This is a genomic window from Enemella evansiae (assembly GCF_002250705.1).
Lineage (GTDB): Bacteria > Actinomycetota > Actinomycetes > Propionibacteriales > Propionibacteriaceae > Enemella > Enemella evansiae.
The window spans coordinates 685,438-706,405 of record NZ_NMVP01000001.1; the positions used below are offsets into that span (position 1 = coordinate 685,438).

Here is a 20,968-nt window from a genome sequence, read left to right on the forward strand (position 1 = left end):
GAGGGACGAACAGGCGGCAGCCCACGATCCAGCGGTGACTCAAGCGGTCACATTTGACCCAGAAACGATAGTGCCCAGGTGAGAAGCCATCTCTCACCTGGGCAGACGTCGGGCTGACAGGATTTGAACCTGCGACCCCTTGACCCCCAGTCAAGTGCGCTACCAAGCTGCGCTACAGCCCGTTCTTCAGTTGTGTGCCGCCCGCGGACAGCCAGAGAGACTTTACACGAGTTTGGGGCTGGGCTGCGAATCCCCTCGACTCGTCGCTACGCTCCTCGCTCGGGGAACGTGAGTGACCGTCGCTGCGCTCCTCGCTCGGGGAACGTGAGTGACCGTCGCTTCGCTCCTCCCTCGGGAACGTAGGGACCCTTGCCGCGGGCCTCGCGCGGGGAACGTGGGGACCGTCGCTGCGCTCCTCGCTCGGGGAACGTGGGCGGTGGCCTCAGTCCCCCGTTCGGCTCCAGTGCTCACCGGAGCCGACGAGGGCTGCGGCGTACTCCGCCACCTCACGCTGGGAGGCGAACCGCTGGGCGATGGCCGCGATCAGGTCCTCGCCGAGGTCGGCGCGCAGGCGGGCGGTCTGCTCGACGGAGAAGGTGGTGAACGACTCGTACTCGAAGCAGCCGAAGAAGTCCTCCACCACCGGGCCCAGGTCGTGGATGCTCAGCACCAGCCGACCGTCCCCGTCCAGATACGCGTCTGCATAGCGCCGCGAGCCGCGCTCATCCTGCGAGTCCTCGAAAACGTGCCGATCCCCCATGGGATCAGCGTGCCACCTTTCGGCGCCCCAGGAACCACGATTGCGTCACCAGGGCGGCCAGCATCACCAGCAGCGCCCCGACCAGCTGCGGCCACTGCAGCCGCTCCCCCAGCAGCACCACGCCGAGCAGCACCGCCACCACCGGGATCACATAGGTGACCATCGTGCCGATGATCGGCCCCGCCGCACGGATCACGTTGTAGTGCAGCAGCGTCGCGATGCCGGACCCGACAATCCCCAGCACCAGGATCGCCAGCACCCCGACCAGCCGTTCGTGCCCCGTCCCACTCAACTGGTACACCGGCGGTGCGAATCCCAACCCGGAGACCACCGCATACAGCACGACCATCTGCGCCGAGGCGAGCAGCAACTGCACCGTCGGCTGCGCCAACCCGCCGAGATCGCGCCCGCCGAGATACCGCCGGTTGTAGACCCAGCCGATCGCGTAGCACGACGACGCGCCGAGCACCATCGCGAAACCGACCGGATCGGGCCGGCCCACCGCATGCCAGGGCTGCAGGATCACCACCACGCCGATCAGCCCGACGACGACCGCGATCAGCTTCCGCGCGGTGACCCGATCGCTGCGCAGGAACAGCATCGACAGCACCACGGTGAACACCGGCGTCGACGCATTCCCGATCCCGGCGAGCGCCGAGGAGATCCGCTGCTCCGCCAACGCGAACAGGGTCCACGGGATCGTGCACAGGAACAGTCCGGTGACCGCCAGATGCAGCCAGGTCGACACCTCCCGCGGCCACCTGGTACGCCGCAGCGCCGCCAGCATCAGCAGCACGGCCGCACCCGACACGATCCGCAACCCGGAGAGCTGCAGCGGGGTCATCACCACCAGGCCGTACTTGATCAGCAGGAAGCTGGATCCCCAGATCAGTGCGAGCAGCCCGAACTGGAGCTGCCAGGGGAGGCTTCGACTCGTACCTCGCTCAGCCGGCGTGTGGTGGCTTCGACTCGCTGGCGCTCGCTCAACCACCGTGGGTTCAGCGATTCTTGCGTTTTGCCCGCGCCCGGACCTCGACGTGCACCGGCGTACCGGTGAAGTCGAACTCTTCGCGCAGCCGGCGGGTGACGAAGCGGATGTAACCGGGTTCGAGGTCACCGGAGGTGAACAGCACGAAGGTCGGCGGGCAGTTCTGCGCCTGGGTGCCGAACAGGATCCGGGGCTGCTTGCCACCGCGCACCGGGTGCGGATGGGAGGCCACGATCCGGCCCAGGAAGGCATTCAACTTGCCGGTGGAGATCCGGGATTCCCAACCCTCCAAGGCCTTTTCGATGGCCGGGCCGAGCTTCTGCACGTTCCGCCCGGTCTCGGCGGACACGTTGACCCGGTCGGCCCACTCGAAGGCGTACAGCTCCCGCTCGATCTCGCGCTCCAGATAGTGCCGCCGCTCCTCATCGGTGAGGTCCCACTTGTTGTAGGCGATCACCATCGCGCGGCCCGCATCGGCAACGCTGGAAAGGATTCGCAGGTCCTGCTCGGCGATCGGCTCGGAGGCGTCGATCACCACCACACAGCATTCGGCGCGCTCGATCGCGCCGTGGGTGCGCAGCGAGGCGTAATACTCATGCCCCGAGGCCTCCTTGACCCGGCGCCGGATGCCGGCGGTGTCGATGAAGTTGTAGACCTCACCGTCAAGCTCGATCAGCTCATCGACCGGATCGACCGTCGTCCCGGCCACATTGTCGACGACCACCCGCTGCTGCCCGGCGAGCCGGTTCAGCAGGGAACTCTTGCCCACATTGGGTTTCCCGACGAGCGCGACCCGGCGCGGACCGCCGACCGGTTCGAAGTCCTCCTCGGGCGCGGTGGGCAGTGCCTCCAGGATGGCGTCCAGCAGATCGCCGGTACCGCGGCCGTGCATCGCCGACACCGGCCACGGTTGGCCGAGGCCGAGATTCCACATCGCGGCGGCCTCGCCCTCGGTGCGCTGGTCGTCGACCTTGTTGGCCGCCAGCACCACCGGCTTGTTGGAGCGGCGCAGCACCTGCACCACGGCCTCGTCCTCATCGAGGGTGCCGACGGTGGCATCGACCACGAACAGCACCGCGTCGGCGGCGTCGATCGCGAGCTCGGCCTGTTCGGCGATCTGGCCGGCCATCCCCTTCGCATCGGAGGCCCAGCCGCCGGTGTCCACGACGACGAACTCGCGGCCGTTCCAGATCGCGTCATAGGAGACCCGGTCGCGGGTGACGCCGGGGGTGTCCTGGACGACGGCTTCGCGGCGGCCGATGATCCGGTTCACCAGGGTCGACTTGCCCACGTTGGGTCGCCCGACCACCGCTACGACCGGCTTGATCGTGCTCTCGGACATCGACACCTCACTCTGCTGGAACGCGCGCCCGCGCTACCGGGCAAGGAAACCGGTCCAGACTATCCGGTCGGTCCAACCGGTGCGGGGTCAGGACACCCCGGGTACGCCGGGCAGTGGCATCCCGGTCGCGGCCTCGCTCGCGCGCAGGTGCTGGACCAGGTGCTGGCGGACGCGTTCGGTGGCCTCGGCGAGCGGCACCCGGCGGCGTGGCCAGAGCACCCGATTCAGCTCCAACGGTGCACCGAAGCTGACATGGATCGTGCTCCCCCGCGGCGGCACCTCCTTGACGCCCTGTCCGGGCAGCCTGGTCCCGAGCAGCGACACCGGCACGATCGGCGCCCCGGTCACCATCGCCAGATACGCCACCCCGGGCCGGATCCGCGCGAGGTCGCCGAGATCGCGGCCGCCCTCCGGGAAGATCGTCAGCGCCTCCCCGGATTCCAGTACGCCGACGGCGCGGCGCAGTGCCCCGTGGTCGGGGTGGTACTGGTCGATCGGGATCTGACCGGCCGCCTCCAGCAACCGGCCCAGGGTCCCGACGAACAGCTCGTTCTTGGCCAGCGCCGACGCCGGCCGCGGGGTGACCGCGACCAGCAACGGCCCGTCGATCACCGCGAGATGGTTGGCGGCCAGGATCACCGGGCCGGTGGCCGGCACGTTGGCAAGCCCGTGCCGCTTGATGTTCCAGACCCGGCCGAAGAGGAAGCCGCCCATCGGGCGTACCGCCCGGAGCAGCCCGATCCGTGGTCGAGGAAGATCCGTGAGGTTCGGCAGGACGGGGGCCTCGGGGGCCGATTCGGCGGGGGTCCGGATGTCCAGGCTGTCGCTCACGGGGGTCCTCTCAGCTGGTCGGTGGTTCGGTGAGTCGGCTGATCTCATCGATCACCTCGGTCAGGCCCAGGTGGGTCGAATCGATCACGGCGACGCCATCGGCGGCCTCGGTGAAGGCGGCCACGGTGGAGTCGTCGCGGTCGCGGCGGACGATCTGGTCGGTGACCTCGGCGGTGTTCGCGGCACCCGCCAGTTCGGCCTCGCGGCGGGCGATCCGGGCCTGCGGGTCGGCGACCAGCAGCACCCGGACGGTGGCATCGGGGGCGACGACGGTGGTCAGATCGCGACCCTCGGCGACGATGCCGCCGGTGGCGGCGGCGATCAGTTCGCGCTGCCGGGCGATCAGGATGTCGCGGACCGGCTGGATGGTGGCGACGGTGGAGACGAACTGCGAGATCCGGGGTTCGCGGATGGCGGCGGTGACATCGTGGCCGTTGATGCTGATCCGGAACGCCTTCGGGTCGGTGGAGATGTCCAGTTCGGCGGCCCCGATCAGCTCGGTGATCGCGGCCGGGTCGGTGACCCCCTGCTCGGCGACCAACCAGGCCGCGGCACGATACATCGCCCCGGTGTCCAGATAGGCCAGCCCGAGCCGCTCGGCGACGCCTCGCGCGGTGCTCGACTTGCCCGATCCACTCGGGCCGTCGATCGCCACCACCAGGGGCCGGTCGGTCTCCACGTCGCTCACAGTAATCATCCCTTCCCCGCGCCCCGGGCCGCGCGGCGCGCCGGGACGCAACATGTCATGCAGCGTTCACCGGTGGTCACCGGTTGTTCGATGCGGGTACGCCGCGGGTCAGTCTGGCACGGCGCTGTTCGCGGCGCCCCTGGACCGCGCTGACGACCCGGTCGACGATCACCCCGAGGATCAGCGCGACGACCACGGCGATCGCCGCACCGAGCAGTGGGTTGTCGTGCATCCAGCGTCCCGCGAGGGTGCCGATGACCACGGCGTACGCCGACCAGGCCAGCCCGGCGAGGACGGACAGCGGCACGAAGCGACGCAGCGGATAACCGGAGGCACCAGCGGTCATGTTCACCGCGACCCGGCCGACCGGGATGTGCCGACCGACCAGGATCAGCACCGCGCCGCGGCGTTCCAGGGCCTGGGCGGCCCAGGCGAAGGTGCGCGTCATCCGCGGTCCGCGCAGCCACCGCGGGCCGCGATCACCCCCGGGGTGCAGCAACCGGCCGAGCTGATAGGCGATGTTGTCCCCGATCGCCGCCGCGACCGCCGCGACCAGGAAGAGCGCCCACAGCGGTGGCTGGCCGCTGGTCACCGCGATCGCGGCCAGTGCGACCACGATGGATTCCGACGGCACCGGTGGGAAGAACGAGTCGATGATCGTGAGGGCCGCGATCACCACCAGCACCAGTGGACTGCCGGACATGGCGATGATCTGATCGGTCAGTTGCTGCAACAGCGCGCTGAGGTCCACACCGGCAGTCAAGGCGGTACCGGCGCCGAAGGCGAGGGTTTGCACCGGCTCGGAGGGTGATCTCCGGGTCGCGGTGGGTGATGCCCCTCAGCCGGCGTGGGTGGGTACGCCGAGCAGGTCGGCGTACCGGGTGTGCAGCTGCTCCCAGCCGTAGTCCAGGGCCAGTGGGCCGACGGCGCGGCCGACCTCCTGGTGGGCCAGGGCCGCGGTGAGACCGCCGAAGCAGACGTGCCAGCCGGCGCCGAAGCTGGGCGCCTCCGCGCGCTCGGCGAACCAGTGCTCGAGCCGCAGCCGGGTACCGTCACCCTCCTCGGTGAGCCGCCACGTGAGCCGGTGCGGGCCCCAGCGGTGCACCAGCAGGGTGGGCGCGGAGACCTCCAGCACCTCGACGTCCACCGGCTCGTCGTCCGGGTTCTCCCGTGAGCTGGCGGGGCCGGTCGAGTCCAGTGCGCGGTCGGGCACGATCGGCGACCAGCGCTCCAACTGGGCCGGATCGGTGAGCATCGCCCACACCCGGTCCACCGGGTGGTCGAGCTGGCGTTCCATGGTCAGCGTGTAGCCGTCGGCGGCCGGGTCGAGGGTCGCGGCGACCGGTTCGCCGTCGATGGCTGCGGTGATGTTCGGGTCCTTGGTGGTCATGATGAGCCTTCCTGTCCGCCCCGTCGGGCGTCGGTGTCGAGGGCGGCCGTCAGGCGATCAAAGCTGCCGCTCCACAGCTCGCGCCAGGGCGCGAGCCAGTCGAGAACGTCGTCGGGACGCCGCCCGGTGAGGTGGTAGATCCGCCGCCGCCCGTCGGTGCGGGAGTCGACCAGGCCGGCCTCCCGGAGCACCTTGAGGTGCTTGGAGATCAGCGGTTGCGACAGGGCACAGAGCTCGACGAGCGCGGCCACGTCGCACTCCCCCTGGCGCAGCCGGTCCATGATCCGGCGGCGGGTCGGGTCGGCGATCAGCGTGAATCCATCCACGCCCAATACATTCCCCCACATTCATATGAATGTCAAGGCATGCTTACCCCTCGTGCAGGTGCCAGCCCCGATCGGACATCGCCGCACTGAAGTCGGGCGCCAGCTCCGGGCGTACCGAGACCTGCAACCAGCCCACCTCGCGGACCGGGTCGTGCTCGATCGAGATGTCCTCCACGTTCACCCCGGCCGCGCCGGCGTCGGTGAAGAAGCGGGCCAGCGAGCCGGGGGCATCGGGGATCTCGATGATCAACCGGGCGTATTCGGTCTGCACCCGGCCGTGCTTGCCGGGGATCGCGCGGGTCCCGGCGACGCCGGTGGCGAGCAGATCGTCGACCGGCCGCTGCTCGGCCAACCGCTCGGCCAACTCCCCCAGCCGGGTCGACAGCGCGGCCAGTTGATCGGCGACGGCGGGCGCATTGGCGGTGAGGATCTGATCCCACAGGTCCGGGTCACCGGCGGCGATCCGGGTGACATCGCGTACGCCCTGACCCGCGAGTTGCAGGTGGGCCGGCTTGGTCTCGGTCAGCCCGGCGGCCAGCATCGCCGACACCGCATGCGGCAGATGGGAGACCGCGGCGACGGCCAGATCGTGCTCCTCGGCGTCCATCACCACCGGGTTGGCCCCGCTGATGGTCGCCAGCCTGGTCACGGTCTCGATCGCCCCCGGGGTCGCCGTGGCGTGCGGCGCGATCACCCACGTGCGATCGGTGAACAGGTCCGGCCGCGCGGTGACCGGACCCGCCAGATGCGAACCGGCCATCGGATGCGAACCGACGTAACGCCGCAGCTCCAGCCCGCGGGCCGCCAGATCCCGCAGGACCGAACCCTTCACCGAGCCGACATCGGTGACGACGGCATTGCCGAACTCGTCCAGCGCCGCGGACACCACCGGCGCCAGCACCCGCGGCGGCACGGCCACCACGACCAGGGCGACCGCCTCCGGGTCGATCGGCTCGACGCTGCCGGCGCCCCGGCCGGCGGCGACCCGGGCATGGCTCGGCACCTGATCGCGCAGATGCACCTCGATCCCGGCCTCGGTCAGCGCGCACCCCACCGAGGCACCGACCAGCCCGGCCCCGATGATCAGGACCGGGCCGAAATCGCTGCCAGAAAAGGGATCCGGCTCGTCACTCACTGTGCGTCGCCGAGTGCTTCGGCCACCTGCGCCCGGGTGAGCCGGCGGAACTTGCGCGGCTGCGGCCGGGAGCGGTCGAGCACCGCGACCTCGAGCGCGTCCACCCCGAGCCGTTCCCGGTCCTGGCTCAGTCCGCGGACGGCGTTCTGGACACAGGCGGAGAGATCGGCGTCGTCGGAGTACTGCTCCCCGATCAGCTTGGCAATCTCCTCGGCGTGCCCGCCCATCACCGCGTAGTGCTCCTCATCACCGACCGAGCCGTCGTAGGTGAGCCGGTAGATCTGGTCCTCTTCCGGGGTCTGTCCGAGCTCGGCGACGACGATCTCCACCTCATAAGGAAGTTCGGAGTTGGAGGAGAAGATCGTACCGAGCAGCTGGGCGTACGCGTTGGCCAGGCCGCGGCCGGTGACATCGACGCGGTCGTAGGAGTAACCGCGCATGTCGGCGTGCCGGATGCCGGCGATCCGCAGATTCTCGAACTCGTTGTAGCGCCCGACCGCGGCGAACCCGATCCGGTCATAGATCTCGGAGATCTTGTGCAGCGCCTGGGAGCGGTTCTCGGCGACGAAGCAGATCCCGCCGGCATAACGCAGCACCACCGCCGAACGTCCGCGCGCGATGCCCTTGCGGGCGAAATCGGCACGGTCCTTCATCTGTTGTTCGGGTGCCACGTACATCATGCTCATCGCGGGAACTCCTTGTGGGTCAGCAATCGTGGGGGTCTGGGGCCCGGGTCAGAGCAACGGTGCCGAGGGGCCGTCGGGGCGCACCCGCCGGGCGGCGACAATCCGGTCGACGACCTCACCGATCCGGTCCTCGTCGAAGGTGTCGATGCCGTCGGCGGTGGCGACCATGACGACCGGGAAGATCCGGCGCTGCATGTCCGGACCGCCGGTCGCGGAGTCGTCGTCGGCGGCATCGTAGAGCGCCTGGACCACCGCGGTGGCGCAGCCGAGGGCGTCCAGATCCGGTTCGTAGAGCTTCTTCAGCGAGCCCTTCGCGAACACCGATCCGGAGCCGACGGAGTGGAACGCGGTCTCCTCGTAGCGGCCGCCGGTGGCATCGTAGGAGAAGATCCGGCCCTGGTTCTGGGTGTGGTCCCAGCCGGCGAACAACGGCAGCACCGCCAGCCCCTGCATCGCCATCCCGAGGTTGCCGCGGATCATCGCGGCGAGCCGGTTCGCCTTGCCGTCCAGCGAAAGCGGCGCTCCTTCGATCTTCTCGTAGTGCTCCAGCTCGACGCGGAACAACCGCACCATCTCGACCGCCAGACCGGCGGTGCCGGCGATGCCGACCATCGAGTACTCATCGGCGGCGAAGACCTTCTGGATGTCGCGCTGGGCGATCAGGTTGCCCATCGTGGCCCGCCGGTCACCCGCCATCACGACCCCTTGGGGGAAGGTCGCGGAGACGATCGTGGTCCCGTGCGGGGCGAGATCCCCGGCGCTGTTGCCGGCCATCCCCTGGTGCCGGCGCCCGGGCAGCAGCTCGGGTGCGGTGTCGGCGAGGAACTCGGTGAACGAGGACGAACCGGCCCGCAGGTACGCCGGGGGAAGCCCGGCCGCGCCTCTCACTGGCCGCCCTTCTGCACGAAGGAACGCACGAACTCCTCGGCGTTCACCTCGAGCACCCCGTCGATCTCATCCAGCAGCGAGTCGAACTCCTCGTCCGACTGCTGGGGCCGAGCCTGCGCGGCAGGACCCACATCGGGCTCGCCGCCGTCGTCGGGCCGGCGGCTCTCATGCTGTGACTGGCTCATCTCTCCTCCTCGCCCGTTGGCTCGGATTTCCAGCCTAGCGCTAGCACCCGCCACGCTCAGCCGCCCCTGCGCTCATCGAGTAGCAATCCCGGCAGAGCGAAGCGCCGCCGGGATTGCGTGTTGAGATGATCAGGCCCCCTCGACACGCTCGCTGCGCGAGCTACTCGGGGATCGTGGGAGGAACCGCGCTCAGTAGCCGAGGGCGGTCACCAGCTGGCCGATGTCGGCGCTGGCGTCGAGCTGGGCGCCGATGTGCTCGCGGGTGCCGCGCAGCGGGTCGAGCATCGGGATCCGCAGCAGCGAACGGCGTTTCGGCACGTCGACGATCAGCGAGTCCCAGGAGGCGGCCACCACCTGGTCGGCGTAACGGCGCATCACTTCCCCGCGGAAGTAGGCCCGGGTGTCGGTGGGCGGGGTGAGCCGGGCCTGTTCGACCTGCTCGTCGGTGAACATCCGGCGCATCCGGCCCTTGGCGACCAGCGCGTGATAGAGGCTGCGCGCCGGGTCGAGTTCGGCGTACTGCAGGTCGATCAGGGCGAGTTTGGGGGCGTCCCAACCGATCCGGTCCCGGGTCCGGTAGGACTCCAGCAGTTTCAGCTTGGCGACCCAGTCGAGCCGATCCGCCAGCTCCATCGGATCGCGCTCCAGCGCATCGAGGCAGTCCCGCCAGGCGGCGAGCAGTTCGGCGGCCTCCTCGGGGTGGCCGACGAGGTCGGCGCGGGATTCGAGCAGGTCGGCGACCGCGTCGGCGTACGCCCGTTGCAGGCCGAGCGCGGTGCTGGTGCCGGCGTCCTCGGCCAGCGGCAGCGGTGCGCTCAGCGCGAGATCGTGGGAGACGGTGTGCATGGCGGCGACCGGGTCGGCGAGCCGCGGCAGGTCGGCGCACAGACCGGCCTCGATGGCGGCCAGCACCAGGGCCGCGGTGCCGACCTTGAGCCAACCGGCGTACTCGCTGCGATTGGCGTCCCCGGTGATGACATGCAACCGGCGGAACTCGCGGGCCCGGGCGTGCGGTTCGTCGCGGGTGTTGATCACCGGTCGGTTGAGGGTCGTCTCCAGCCCCACCTCGGCCTCGAAGAAGTCGGCGCGCTGGCTGATCTGGAAACCGGGCTCCTCGCTGTACTGGCCGAGCCCCACCCGGCCGGCCCCGGTCAGCGGCTGCCGGGTGACCAGAAAGGCGCTGAACTGCTGCACCACGCGGTGGAACGGCGTCTGCCGCGACATCAGATAGTTCTCGTGGGTGCCGTAGGAGGCGCCCTTGCCGTCGGTGTTGTTCTTCCACAGCCGCAGCGGCTGGCCGAGCCGGGCGGAGGCGTTCTGCGCGGCGAGCCAGACCAGCCGGTCCCCCGCGGTGTCCCAGAGCACCGCATCCCGGGCGCTGGTCACCTCGGGCCCCGAATACTCCGGATGGGCGTGGTCGACGTAGAGCCGGGCGCCGTTGGTGAGCACCAGGTTCGCCATCGTGTCGTCGTCGGTGAGCTGATCGGGGTGGGCGATCCGGCGGTCGACGGTGAACCCGCGGGCATCGGCCAGCGGATCCTCGGTCTCGTAGTCCCAGCGCTCCGCGGCCCCGGCGAGCTCGCCATAGCTGCGCACCAGCAGGTTCGCCCAGTGCATCGGGTGCAGCCCGGTCGCCGGGCCGTGCCCGCTCACCGCAATGCCGTACTCCGTCTCCAGTCCGAACACCTGTTGCGTCACGGCGCGAGCCTATACTCGCCCCGTGCGTGCCCTGATCAGCCTTCTCGTCGACGTGCTGCTGGTGCTCGGGTTCACGCTCGCGATGCGCGTCTCGCACTCCCAGGCGATCACCCCGCTGGGGCTGATCCAGACCGCCTGGCCGTTCCTGGTCGGGCTGGCGATCGGCTGGCTGGTGTCGCGTTCCTGGCGCACCACCTTGACCCTGTACGCCGCCCTGGCGGTCTGGGCGTGCACGGTGGGGATCGGGCTGGTGATCCGCCGGATCACGATGGTCGGCGTGCAGCCGTCATTCACCATGGTGGCCGCCTCGGTGCTCGCGGTTTTCCTGCTGGGGTGGCGATTGATCGTGTTCCTGGTGCGCGAGGTGAACCGCCGCCAGGGTCCGATCCCGGGCGCCCGTCCCAGCGCCTGAGCTCCGAGGAACGCTCATCGAGTAGCTCGGCATGCGCAGCGAAGCGGAGCAATGCCGAGCGTGTCGAGATGAGCCTCAGAGGTACTGGCCGGTGTTGGTCGCGGTCTCGATGCTGCGGCTGCTGACCTGCTTGGAGGTGAAGAGCGGGCGGATGTAGACGATCCGCTCCCCCTTCTTGCCCGAGATCTTCGCCCAGTCGTCGGGATTGGTGGTGTTCGGCAGGTCCTCGTTCTCACCGAACTCGTCGTTGCAGGCCTGCAGCAGATGCTCCATCCGCAACCCGCCGGAACCGCCGCCGATCTTCTCCTTGATCGCCGACTTCTTCGCCCGGCCGACGATGTTCTGGATCATCGCGCCGGAGGAGAAATCCTTGAAGTAAAGGATTTCCTTGTCCCCGCCGGCATAGGTGACCTCGAGGAACTGGTTGTCGGTGTTCTCGGCGTACATGTGCGCCACGGTGGCATCGATCATCTCCGCGCGGGTCCGTGCGGCATCACCGCCGAAGCGCTTCAGGTCGGCCTCGGCCAGCGGCAGCGCCTCGGTGAAGTAGCGGGCGAAGATCTCCCGGGCCGCCTCCGCGTCGGGCCGATCGACCTTGATCTTCACATCCAACCGCCCGGGTCGCAGGATCGCCGGATCGATCATGTCCTCGCGGTTGGAGGCGCCGATGATGATCACGTTCTCCAACGACTCGACACCGTCAAGCTCGCTCAGCAGCTGCGGCACGATGGTGTTCTCGACATCGGAGGAGACACCCGACCCGCGGGTGCGGAAGAGCGAATCCATCTCGTCGAAGAAGACGATCACCGGCCAGCCGTCGCTCGCCTTGGCCCTAGCCCGCTGGAAGATCAGCCGGATGTGCCGCTCGGTCTCACCGACGTATTTGTTCAGCAGCTCGGGGCCCTTGACGTTCAGGAAGAAGCTGCGGCCCTCTTCACCGGCCCGCCCGTCGCTGCCGTCCTTGGCGGCCACCTTCTTGGCCAGCGAGTTCGCGACCGCCTTGGCGATCATGGTCTTGCCGCAGCCGGGCGGGCCATAGAGCAGCACCCCCTTGGGCGGGGTCAGCTCGTAGGCCGCGTAGAGGTCCTGATGCAGGAACGGCAGCTCGACGGCGTCGGTGATCTGCTCGATCTGGTTGGACAGGCCGCCGATCGCGGCATAGTCGATGTCTGGCACCTCCTCCAGCACCAGCTCCTCGACATCCAGCTTCGGCACCACCTCGAAGGCGAACATCGAACGCCGATCCAGCAGCAGCAGATCACCGGCCCGCGGCCGCGCCTCGACCAACGCGCCGGACAGGCGTACCACCTGCTCGTCGTCACCGTGCACGACGACGACCGCGCGCTGACCGTCGGGCAGCAGGTCCTTGAGTACGCCGATGTCACCGGCGGCGGAGCCGTCGGCGATGCCGACGACGAGCAGCGACTCGTTGACCAGCAGTTGGGTGCCGGGGACCAGTTCGTCCTCGTCGATCTCCTCCATGGCGATGGCGGTGCGCACCTTGCGGCCCTGGGTGTGGATCTCGGCCAGCCGCAGCTCCGCACCGGGTTCGGGCGGCAACAGCCGCTCCAGGGTGCCGAAACCGACCGGCGGTTCGCCGAGCGCATCCATCTGGGCCTTGAGCGCGACCAGCCGGTCCCGGGCCTCGCGCAGCGTCAGCGAGAGCCGTTCGTTCTGGGCGGCCACCTGCCGGCCCTCGGCGCGCGCATCCGCGAGCCGCCTTTCCAGCGCCGACAACTCGCGGGGATGCCGGGAAACCCGGTCCCGCAGGTCGGCGATCTCCGTGGTCAGAGCGTCCAGCCGGTCCTGGTCGAAGCGATCCTCGGTCACGAGCCACCTCCTAGACGAACGAGCCTAGCGCGGCGCCCCCGGGGCCCCGGACGGCACGTCCGCTCTCCGAACGCGGGTCGGCATCCCGGATCCCGGTGGCTTCGACTCGCTGCGCTGGCTCGGCCCACGGGTGGGCGCGGCGCTCAGCCGGCGTCCGGGGCGCTGGGGTTCTGCTCGACCCAGGGCGGGCGCGGGCCGGTGTAGTCCGGACCGTACGCCCCGGGGGCGGGCCGGCGCTTGCGCAACGGGCTGGTCACCCCGGGAGCGAGCCGGCGGGCGGTGACCAGGAACCCGGTGTGGCTGGAGGCGCCGTGGGCCGGCCGGATCGCCAACCCCTCGGCGTGCCAGCCGCGCACGATGGTCTCGGTGCCCTCCGGTTCGGTGAAACCGGTATGGGTGCGGATCTGATCCATCACCCGGCCCAACTGGGTGGTGGTCGCGACGTAGCAGCAGAGCACCCCACCGGGTACCAGCCGGGTGGCGACCGCGTCCACGCACTCCCAGGGCGCCAGCATGTCCAGGATCACCCGGTCCAGCTCCGGCGCCAGTTCGGGTTCGGCCTCCAGCCGTTCCACCAGGTCCCCGACCTCGACCGACCAGCCGGGATGCTCCGCACCCAGCCAGGTGGTGACATTGCGCTGGGCGATCTCCGCGAAGTCGGCGCGCCGCTCGAAGGACCAGAGTCGCCCGGTCGGGCCGAGCGCCCGCAGCAGGGTCAGGGTGAGCGCGCCGGAGCCGACCCCGGCCTCCAGCACCCGGGCACCGGGGAAGATGTCGGCGCCCATCACGATCTGGGCGGCCTCCTTCGGATACACCACGGCGGCACCGCGCGGCATCGTGACCGTGTAGTCACCGAGCAGCGGCCGCAGCGCGAGGAACTGCATGCCGCCGACCGAGCGCACCACGACCCCGTCGGGGCCGCCGATCAGGTCGTCGTGGCTGACCCCGCCCTTGGTGGTGTGGAAGGACTTCCCCGGTTCCAGCAGGACCGACTTCTTCTTGCCCTTGGGGTCGGTGAGCAGCACCCATTCCCCCGCCTGCAGCGGGCCGGAGCGCACCCCGGAATAGTCGGGTACGCCGGTGGGCTCGGGCTGTTCGATCGGCTCGCTCACGTGGTCCACCCCCAGACACCGAGCTGGAATCCGGGACCGAGCCAGTTCTTGTACTGCTCGTCGACGGTGATCGCCGGAATCAGATAGATGGTCCGGTCGGCCTGGGTGAGCGGCAGCACGGTCGCATCGGCGGTCGCGGCCTCCTGCATCGCCCGGGAGGCACGGTTCCGCGCCGGCACGTCGGGCGCGGTGCGGTAGGCCTGCAGCAGCTCCTTGTTGCGCTGCTCCTGGCCCGGCAGCGGGTTGTCCCACCAGTCCTGCAGCCAGGCGACCGGGGTGTTGGTGTAGGTGCTGCCGGCATCCAGCAGCAGATCGGCGGCCCCGGGATTCTCCACCACCGAAACCCGCAGTCCGGCCTGCTCGAGCGCCTGCTGCACCTTCGGCAGCAGCGACAGCGCGAGATCGTTGCGGCTGGCGACCGCCAGGCTCACCTGCTGCGCCGGGCCCTCGGGCGCGGCGACCGGCCCGGCGGGGAAGGTGTCGACACCGGAGTCGACGCCGGCGGGCAGCAGCCGACGCAGGGTCCGCAGTTCGGAGGTCGCGGCGACGACCCGCTGCCGCAGCCCGGCATCGGTGCGCTGCGGCGAGGTCGGGTTCCAGACCAACCGGGAGACATCGGCGCCGGGCAGCACCTTCGGCACATAGGTGGTGCTGGCGGTCTGCGGCGGGGCGCCGACCCGCCAGAGCAGGTCGACCGTGCCGGTGGCGATGGCGCGGTTCATCAGCTCCAGGCTGCTGTAGGTCTTGACGGTGACCTCGTTGAAGTGGCCCCCGTTGGCGCCGCCGTAGCGGCCGTTGCGCTGCAGCACCAGCTCATCGAGCGAGCGGGCCTTGGGGATGTAGGGGCCGGATCCGACCGGGATCTGGTTCTGCGCCAGCAGCTCATCCGCCGGGAACGTCCGGGAGTCGACGATCGAGGCCGCCGGCGAGGCCAGGGCGTACCCGATGTTGCTGTCGGGGTATTTGAGCTTGATGTCGACCCGCAGCTCCTCGGGCGTCTCGACGCTGGCGATGCTGTCCAGCATCCGAGCCGAGGATCCGGGGACGCGGTCGGCGAGCCGCATCGCCCGGTCCAGGGAGAACTTCACATCGGCGCTGGTCAGCGTGCGGCCGCTGGTGAAGCTGCGGTTCCGGCCGACGGCGCAGGAATAGGTGAGCGGGTCGATGTACCAGCATTCGGAGGCCAGGTCGGGTTTCAGCGCAGCACTGCCGATCTGCACGGTCATCAACCGCTGGAAGACGTTGTAGGCGTACATCTGCGAGCCCTCGTCGACGGCGGCGACCGGGTCGATGTCGGTCACCCGGGCCGTGGTCGCGAAGGTCGGCGGCCGGTCGGTGGGGCCGGTCGGCGCGGCCTTGGTCTCGGTGGCGGTGCACCCGGTGGCCAGCAGTACGCCGCCGGCGGCGAGCAGCGCGCCGAGTCGGCGCCCCCAGCTGCTCAACGCTCCCCCCGCGCCCGGGCCAGGTGGCCGGCCAGCTCGGCGGGTCCGACGCCGGCCAGCGTGTCCAGCAGCACCCGGCGCGGGGCGGGCGGCACCTGGACGTGGTTGCGGATCACCAGCACCACCGCGCCGGCGGCATTGCCCGAATCGGCGCCGGTGTTCGAGTCCTCCAGCACCACGCAGTCCTCCGGGCGTACGCCCAGGCGCGCGCACGCGGTCAGATAGGGCTCGGGGTGGGGCTTGCCGTGGGTGACGTCGTCCCCGGCGACCACATCGACGAACGGGTTCGCCGGCAGCCGGGTCAGCATCGCCTCCAGCACCTCGCGATAGGAGGCCGAGACCAGCGCGCAGGGCACCCCGGCCGCGGCCAACTGCTGCAGCAGCTCCCCCGCACCGGGACGCAGCTCCAGCATCGGGCCGTCGCGCAGTTCGGCGGCGACCCGGGAGACCAGCGCGGCGACCACACCGTCGATGGTCAGGTCGTCGCGGGCGCTCGCGGCGATCAGGTGCCGGGCGCTCTCCCGCAGATCGTTGCCGACCATCTGGTACGCCTGCGCGTCGCTCCACTGCCCGCCCCACTCGGCGACCAGCTCGTGCTCCATCCGCATCCAGATGGGTTCGGAATCGACCAGGGTGCCGTCGAAATCCCACAGGACGGCGGCGGGCAGCGGATCGGTCGAGGAGTCGCGGGAACCGGCGGCGGGGGCCTCGGTCGGCGTCGGGGCGTCGTTCGTCATGGCGCCGCCAGTTTTCCAGAGAACCGAGGCCCGGCAAAGCCGGCGCGGGCGCGGGTCGCAACCCGGTCGCGCAGCTCGGCCCGGCTAGCGTGCCGTGATGCGCACCTCCGCCACGGTCGGCTGGTGGGTGTGGTGCGCGGTGATCGGTTGTGCACTCGGCGCGTTGAATTCGCTGGTGAACGTCTTCGGCGCCCAGTACGGCGGGCACCCGCTGCGGCCCGGCGGGGTGCCGGCCCTGCGGCTGCTGGGCGCCCTGCTCGGCACCCAGTGGGCGTGGGCGCTGCTGGCGTTCTGGATCGGCGGGCGCACCGATGACTTCGCCCACGGCTTCCTCGCCGTCTGGATGATCCTGGCCATCCCGGCCGCGCTGGCCTTCGGTTCGGCCGGTCACCTGGGCCGTCGCCCCGATCCCTGGAGTCTGCTTCCGCTCCTGGCGGCACCGGCGGTGGTCGCTCTGGACCGTCGTGGCGGCGGCACGCTCGACATCCAACCCTGGCCGACCATCCTGCAGAACCTGATCGCGGCTCTGCTCCTGATCCTGGTGCTCGGGCTCTGGTTCACCCGGGATCGGCGACGGCCCGATTCGGACGCGGGCCGAGATGACTGACCCGCTCACCTAGAATCGCTCCGATCTGCGCAAACTCCTGTGAAGGGAAACCGAAGTGAGCAGCCGCTCCGACCTTGCGCGTGTGACACCCGAGACACGCGACCAGTCCTTGATCCGCCCCGATGCCACCGCCGCCCTGACCGCGGCGATGGCCGAGCAGGTGTTGATGCTGGACGGGTCGATGGGGGTCTTCATCCAGCGGCAGAAACTGTCCGAGGAGGAGTTCCGCGGCGACCGGTTCGCCGACTGGGAGTCCGATGTCAAGGGCAACAACGATCTGCTGTCGATCACCCGGCCCGAGGTGATCCGCTCCATCCACGACGAATATCTCGCCGCGGGTGCGGACATCATCGAGACCAACACCTTCAGCGCCCAGCGGATCTCGATGGCCGACTACGGGATGCAGGAGCTGAGCTATGAGCTCAACTACGAATCCGCCCGGTTGGCCCGCGCCGCCTGTGACGCGGTGGCCACCGAGGACCGGCCGCGCTACGTCGCGGGCGCTCTCGGGCCGACGAACCGGACCGCGTCGATCTCCCCCGATGTGAACGACCCCGGTGCCCGCAACGTCAGCTTCGACGAGCTGGTCGGCGCCTATCTCGAACAGGCCGAGGGGCTCGTTGACGGCGGCAGTGACCTGCTGCTGGTCGAGACGATCTTCGACACCCTCAATGCCAAGGCCGCGGTCTTCGCCCTGGAAACCCTCTTCGAGCAGCGCGGCCGGCGCTGGCCGGTGTTCATCTCCGGCACCATCACCGACGCGTCGGGGCGCACCCTCTCGGGTCAGCTGACCGAGGCGTTCTGGAACAGCATCCGGCACGCCCGCCCGTTGGCGGTGGGTTTCAACTGTGCGCTCGGTGCGGCCGACATGCGTCCGTACGCCGCCGAGCTCGCCCGGGTCGCGGACTGCTTCACCTTCTGCTACCCGAATGCGGGGCTGCCGAACGCGTTCGGTGAATACGACCAGACACCGGAGGAGATGGCCGAGGTGCTCGCCGGGTTCGCCGCCGACGGGTTGGTCAACGTCCTCGGCGGCTGCTGTGGCACCACCCCCGAGCACATCAGCCAGCTCGCCGAACGCGTCGTGGACACCGACCCCCGGGTGCCGCCGACCATCGGCCCGGCACTGCGGCTGTCCGGTCTGGAACCGCTGAACGTCACCGAGGACTCCCTGTTCGTCAACGTCGGCGAGCGCACCAACATCACCGGGTCGGCCCGCTTCCGCCGCCTGATCAAGGAGGGTGACTACGCGACCGCGTTGAACGTCGCCCGCCAGCAGGTGGAGGCCGGTGCGCAGATCATCGACATCAACATGGACGAGGGGATGATCGACGGCATCGCCGCGATGGACCGGTTCTGCAAGCTGATCGCCTCCGAACCCGACATCTGCACCGTGCCGGTGATGATCGACTCCTCGAAGTGGGAGGTCATCGAAGCCGGATTGCGTTGCGTACAAGGAAAATCGATCGTCAACTCGATCTCGATGAAGGAGGGTGTCGACGCCTTCGTCGAACATGCGAAACTGTGCCGCAAATACGGCGCGGCCGTGGTGGTGATGGCCTTCGACGAGGAAGGTCAGGCCGACACCCTGGAACGCCGCGAGGAGATCTGCGGGCGGGCGTACAAGATCCTCACCGACGAACTCGATTTCCCGGCCGAGGACATCATCTTCGACCCGAACATCTTCGCGGTCGCGACCGGGATCGAGGAGCACGCCAACTACGGCCTCGACTACATCGAGGGCACCCGGTGGATCAAGGAGAACCTGCCCGGTGCGCTGGTGTCCGGCGGGGTCTCCAACGTCTCGTTCAGCTTCCGCGGCAACAATCCGGTCCGCGAGGCGATCCACGCGGTCTTCCTCTACCACGCGATCGCCGCCGGGATGGACATGGGCATCGTGAACGCCGGTGCGCTGGCGGTCTACGACGAGGTCGACGAACGGCTCCGGGAGCGGATCGAGGACGTGATCCTGAACCGTCGCCCGGATGCGGCGGAGCGGTTGCTGGAGATCGCCGAGGAATTCAACCGCAGCGGCGAGAAGGCCGACGAGTCCGCCGCCGAGGAGTGGCGCGGCCAGCCCGCCCGGGAGCGGATCACCCACGCCCTGGTCAAGGGCATCGACGAGTTCATCGTCGACGACACCGAGGAACTGCGGGTCGAGCTGGCCGAGGCCGGGGAGCGGCCGCTGGCGGTCATCGAAGGTCCGCTGATGGACGGCATGGGTGTGGTCGGCGACCTGTTCGGGGCGGGCAAGATGTTCCTCCCCCAGGTTGTGAAATCGGCCCGGGTGATGAAGAAGGCGGTCGCCCACCTGATCCCGTTCATCGAGGCGGAGCGCCGGCCCGGTGATGCCGAACGCACCAACGGCAAGATCGTGATGGCCACCGTCAAGGGCGATGTGCACGACATCGGCAAGAACATCGTCGGGGTGGTGCTGCAGTGCAACAACTACGACGTCATCGACCTCGGGGTGATGGTGCCGGCGCAGAAGATCATCGACACCGCGAAGGCCGAGAACGCCGACATCATCGGATTGTCGGGGCTGATCACGCCGTCATTGGACGAGATGGTCAACCTGGCCGCGGAACTGGAGCGGCAGGAGTTCGACATCCCGTTGCTGATCGGCGGGGCGACCACCTCCAAGGCGCACACCGCGGTCAAGATCACCCCGAAATACCACGCGCCGGTGGTCTGGGTGAAGGACGCCTCCCGTTCGGTTCCGACCGCGGCCGCGCTGCTGTCCGACGAACGTCGCCCGAAGTTCCTGGAAGGCATCGAGGCCGATTACGAGACGATCCGGAAACGCCATGCAGCCAAGGGAAACGAGCGGCCGCTGCTGCGTTACGCGGACGCCGTGGCCGGGCGTACCCCGATCGACTGGAGCGAGCATCGTCCGCCCCGGCCGCGTTTCCTGCTGCAGCAGGCCCGCGATGTCGCCAACGACGGCGCGCTCGATGAGCATCTGGGTCGGATCACCTCGTTCACCCGGACGTTCACCGAGTATCCGCTGGAGATACTGCGCGATTACATCGACTGGCAGCCGTTCTTCAACGCCTGGGAGCTGAAGGGCCGATTCCCCGACATCCTGAACAATCCGGCGAGCGGGGAGGCCGCCCGCAAGTTGTGGGACGACGCGCAGGCGATGCTGGATCGGCTCATCGAGGAGCGCTGGCTGCACGCCAACGGGGTCGTCGGTTTCTGGCCGGCGAATGCGGTCGGTGACGACATCGAGGTGTACGCCGACGAGTCGCGTCAGCAGGTGCGCACGGTGCTGCACCACCTGCGCCAGCAGGGCCATCACCGCGACGGCGTACCGCATCGTTCGCTGGCCGACTACGTGGCGCCGAAGGAGACCGGGCTGCCCGATTATGTCGGCGGGTTCGCGGTGACCGCGGGGCTCGGGTCGGCCGAGAAGATCGCCGAGTTCAAGGAGGCGCTGGACGACTACAGCGCGATCCTGCTGGAGTCGCTGGCCGACCGGCTCGCCGAGGCGTTCGCGGAGCGGATGCATGCGGTGGTCCGGGAGGAGCTGTGGGGATACGCGCCCGATGAGAAGCTCTCCAACGAGGAGCTGATCGCCGAGAGCTACCGCGGCATCCGGCCGGCGCCGGGTTATCCGGCCTGCCCGGATCACACCGAGAAGCTCACCCTGTTCGATCTGCTCGATGCGACCGGCCAGACCGGGATCGAGCTGACCGATTCGATGGCGATGTGGCCGGGTGCCGCGGTCAGCGGCTGGTACTTCTCCCATCCGGAGTCGCGGTACTTCGTCGTCGGCCGGCTCGGCAAGGATCAGGTGGAGGCGTACGCCGAGCGCAAGGGCTGGACGCTGGCCGAGGCGGAACGCTGGTTGTCGCCCAACCTGGGTTACGAACCGGAGGACTGAGCCATTCGCACTGGCACTCGGCAGT

At 69.5% G+C, this 20,968-nt stretch carries 19 protein-coding genes, 1 tRNA gene and 1 pseudogene; 3 read left to right on the forward strand and 18 right to left on the reverse strand.

Annotated elements, in window-relative coordinates:
- Positions 1-108 precede the first annotated feature (108 nt).
- The 14 genes from BI335_RS03300 to dop form a co-directional block, all read right to left on the reverse strand.
- Positions 109-182 (reverse strand) — tRNA-Pro (locus tag BI335_RS03300).
- Between the two features lie 260 nt (positions 183-442).
- Complete coding sequence (locus BI335_RS03305) at positions 443-760, reverse strand: hypothetical protein (protein ID WP_094429639.1); 318 nt, start codon at positions 758-760, stop codon at positions 443-445.
- Between the two features lie 4 nt (positions 761-764).
- Positions 765-1,751 carry a DMT family transporter gene (locus BI335_RS03310; protein ID WP_172421704.1) on the reverse strand — a complete coding sequence of 329 codons (987 nt, stop codon included), beginning with the start codon at positions 1,749-1,751 and terminating at the stop codon, positions 765-767.
- 7 nt (positions 1,752-1,758) lie between these two features.
- The gene (der, locus tag BI335_RS03315; RefSeq protein ID WP_094358582.1) at positions 1,759-3,090 is read right to left on the reverse strand and encodes a ribosome biogenesis GTPase Der; all 1,332 of its coding nucleotides are present in this window, start codon (positions 3,088-3,090) and stop codon (positions 1,759-1,761) included.
- 87 nt (positions 3,091-3,177) lie between these two features.
- Complete coding sequence (locus BI335_RS03320) at positions 3,178-3,921, reverse strand: lysophospholipid acyltransferase family protein (protein ID WP_172421706.1); 744 nt, start codon at positions 3,919-3,921, stop codon at positions 3,178-3,180.
- Between the two features lie 10 nt (positions 3,922-3,931).
- Positions 3,932-4,618 carry a (d)CMP kinase gene (gene cmk, locus BI335_RS03325; protein ID WP_094429642.1) on the reverse strand — a complete coding sequence of 229 codons (687 nt, stop codon included), beginning with the start codon at positions 4,616-4,618 and terminating at the stop codon, positions 3,932-3,934.
- Positions 4,619-4,685: 67 nt separating this feature from the next.
- Complete coding sequence (locus tag BI335_RS03330) at positions 4,686-5,405, reverse strand: DedA family protein (RefSeq protein ID WP_229119413.1); 720 nt, start codon at positions 5,403-5,405, stop codon at positions 4,686-4,688.
- Positions 5,406-5,447: 42 nt separating this feature from the next.
- A complete protein-coding gene (locus tag BI335_RS03335; protein ID WP_094358586.1) occupies positions 5,448-5,999 on the reverse strand; it encodes an SRPBCC domain-containing protein in 552 nt (183 codons plus the stop codon).
- Positions 5,996-6,325, reverse strand: coding sequence for an ArsR/SmtB family transcription factor (locus BI335_RS03340; RefSeq protein WP_094358588.1), 330 nt, complete (start codon positions 6,323-6,325; stop codon positions 5,996-5,998). The genes BI335_RS03335 and BI335_RS03340 overlap by 4 nt, the downstream gene beginning before the upstream one ends.
- A 43-nt stretch (positions 6,326-6,368) precedes the next feature.
- Positions 6,369-7,460: a prephenate dehydrogenase gene (locus tag BI335_RS03345; protein ID WP_094429643.1), complete on the reverse strand. Its 1,092-nt coding sequence runs from the start codon at positions 7,458-7,460 to the stop codon at positions 6,369-6,371.
- On the reverse strand, positions 7,457-8,146 hold the full coding sequence (prcA, locus tag BI335_RS03350; protein ID WP_094358592.1) for a proteasome subunit alpha: 690 nt from the start codon (positions 8,144-8,146) through the stop codon (positions 7,457-7,459). The genes BI335_RS03345 and prcA overlap by 4 nt, the downstream gene beginning before the upstream one ends.
- A 48-nt stretch (positions 8,147-8,194) precedes the next feature.
- Positions 8,195-9,034 (reverse strand): proteasome subunit beta, encoded by an 840-nt coding sequence (gene prcB, locus BI335_RS03355; protein WP_094358594.1) that lies wholly within the window; start codon positions 9,032-9,034, stop codon positions 8,195-8,197.
- Positions 9,031-9,219 (reverse strand): ubiquitin-like protein Pup, encoded by a 189-nt coding sequence (locus BI335_RS03360; RefSeq protein ID WP_094429644.1) that lies wholly within the window; start codon positions 9,217-9,219, stop codon positions 9,031-9,033. Before BI335_RS03360 ends, prcB begins: the two co-directional genes overlap by 4 nt.
- Before the next feature lie 189 nt (positions 9,220-9,408).
- The gene (gene dop / locus BI335_RS03365) at positions 9,409-10,917 is read right to left on the reverse strand and encodes a depupylase/deamidase Dop (RefSeq protein ID WP_094429645.1); all 1,509 of its coding nucleotides are present in this window, start codon (positions 10,915-10,917) and stop codon (positions 9,409-9,411) included.
- 22 nt (positions 10,918-10,939) lie between these two features.
- On the opposite strand from dop, the gene BI335_RS03370 reads away from it, so the two are divergent.
- Positions 10,940-11,329 carry a DUF3054 domain-containing protein gene (locus BI335_RS03370; RefSeq protein WP_229119414.1) on the forward strand — a complete coding sequence of 130 codons (390 nt, stop codon included), beginning with the start codon at positions 10,940-10,942 and terminating at the stop codon, positions 11,327-11,329.
- Positions 11,330-11,404: 75 nt separating this feature from the next.
- Here the strand turns inward: BI335_RS03370 and arc are convergent, their stop codons facing one another.
- From arc to BI335_RS03390, 4 genes and pseudogenes are all read right to left on the reverse strand, one after another.
- Entirely contained in the window at positions 11,405-13,159 is a 1,755-nt protein-coding gene (gene arc / locus BI335_RS03375) for a proteasome ATPase (protein WP_144008758.1), read from the reverse strand.
- A gap of 143 nt (positions 13,160-13,302) precedes the next feature.
- Positions 13,303-14,208 (reverse strand): annotated as a pseudogene (locus tag BI335_RS03380) (tRNA (adenine-N1)-methyltransferase); the annotation flags it as partial.
- Positions 14,209-14,267: 59 nt separating this feature from the next.
- The gene (locus BI335_RS03385) at positions 14,268-15,713 is read right to left on the reverse strand and encodes an ABC transporter substrate-binding protein (protein WP_094429647.1); all 1,446 of its coding nucleotides are present in this window, start codon (positions 15,711-15,713) and stop codon (positions 14,268-14,270) included.
- Positions 15,710-16,450 carry an HAD family hydrolase gene (locus BI335_RS03390; RefSeq protein ID WP_094429648.1) on the reverse strand — a complete coding sequence of 247 codons (741 nt, stop codon included), beginning with the start codon at positions 16,448-16,450 and terminating at the stop codon, positions 15,710-15,712. The genes BI335_RS03385 and BI335_RS03390 overlap by 4 nt, the downstream gene beginning before the upstream one ends.
- A 97-nt stretch (positions 16,451-16,547) precedes the next feature.
- Between BI335_RS03390 and BI335_RS03395 the strand changes: the two genes are divergently transcribed.
- On the forward strand, positions 16,548-17,057 hold the full coding sequence (locus BI335_RS03395) for a hypothetical protein (RefSeq protein WP_094429649.1): 510 nt from the start codon (positions 16,548-16,550) through the stop codon (positions 17,055-17,057).
- A gap of 82 nt (positions 17,058-17,139) precedes the next feature.
- Positions 17,140-20,943 (forward strand): methionine synthase, encoded by a 3,804-nt coding sequence (gene metH, locus BI335_RS03400; protein WP_267489855.1) that lies wholly within the window; start codon positions 17,140-17,142, stop codon positions 20,941-20,943.
- The last annotated feature ends 25 nt before the right edge of the window (positions 20,944-20,968 follow it).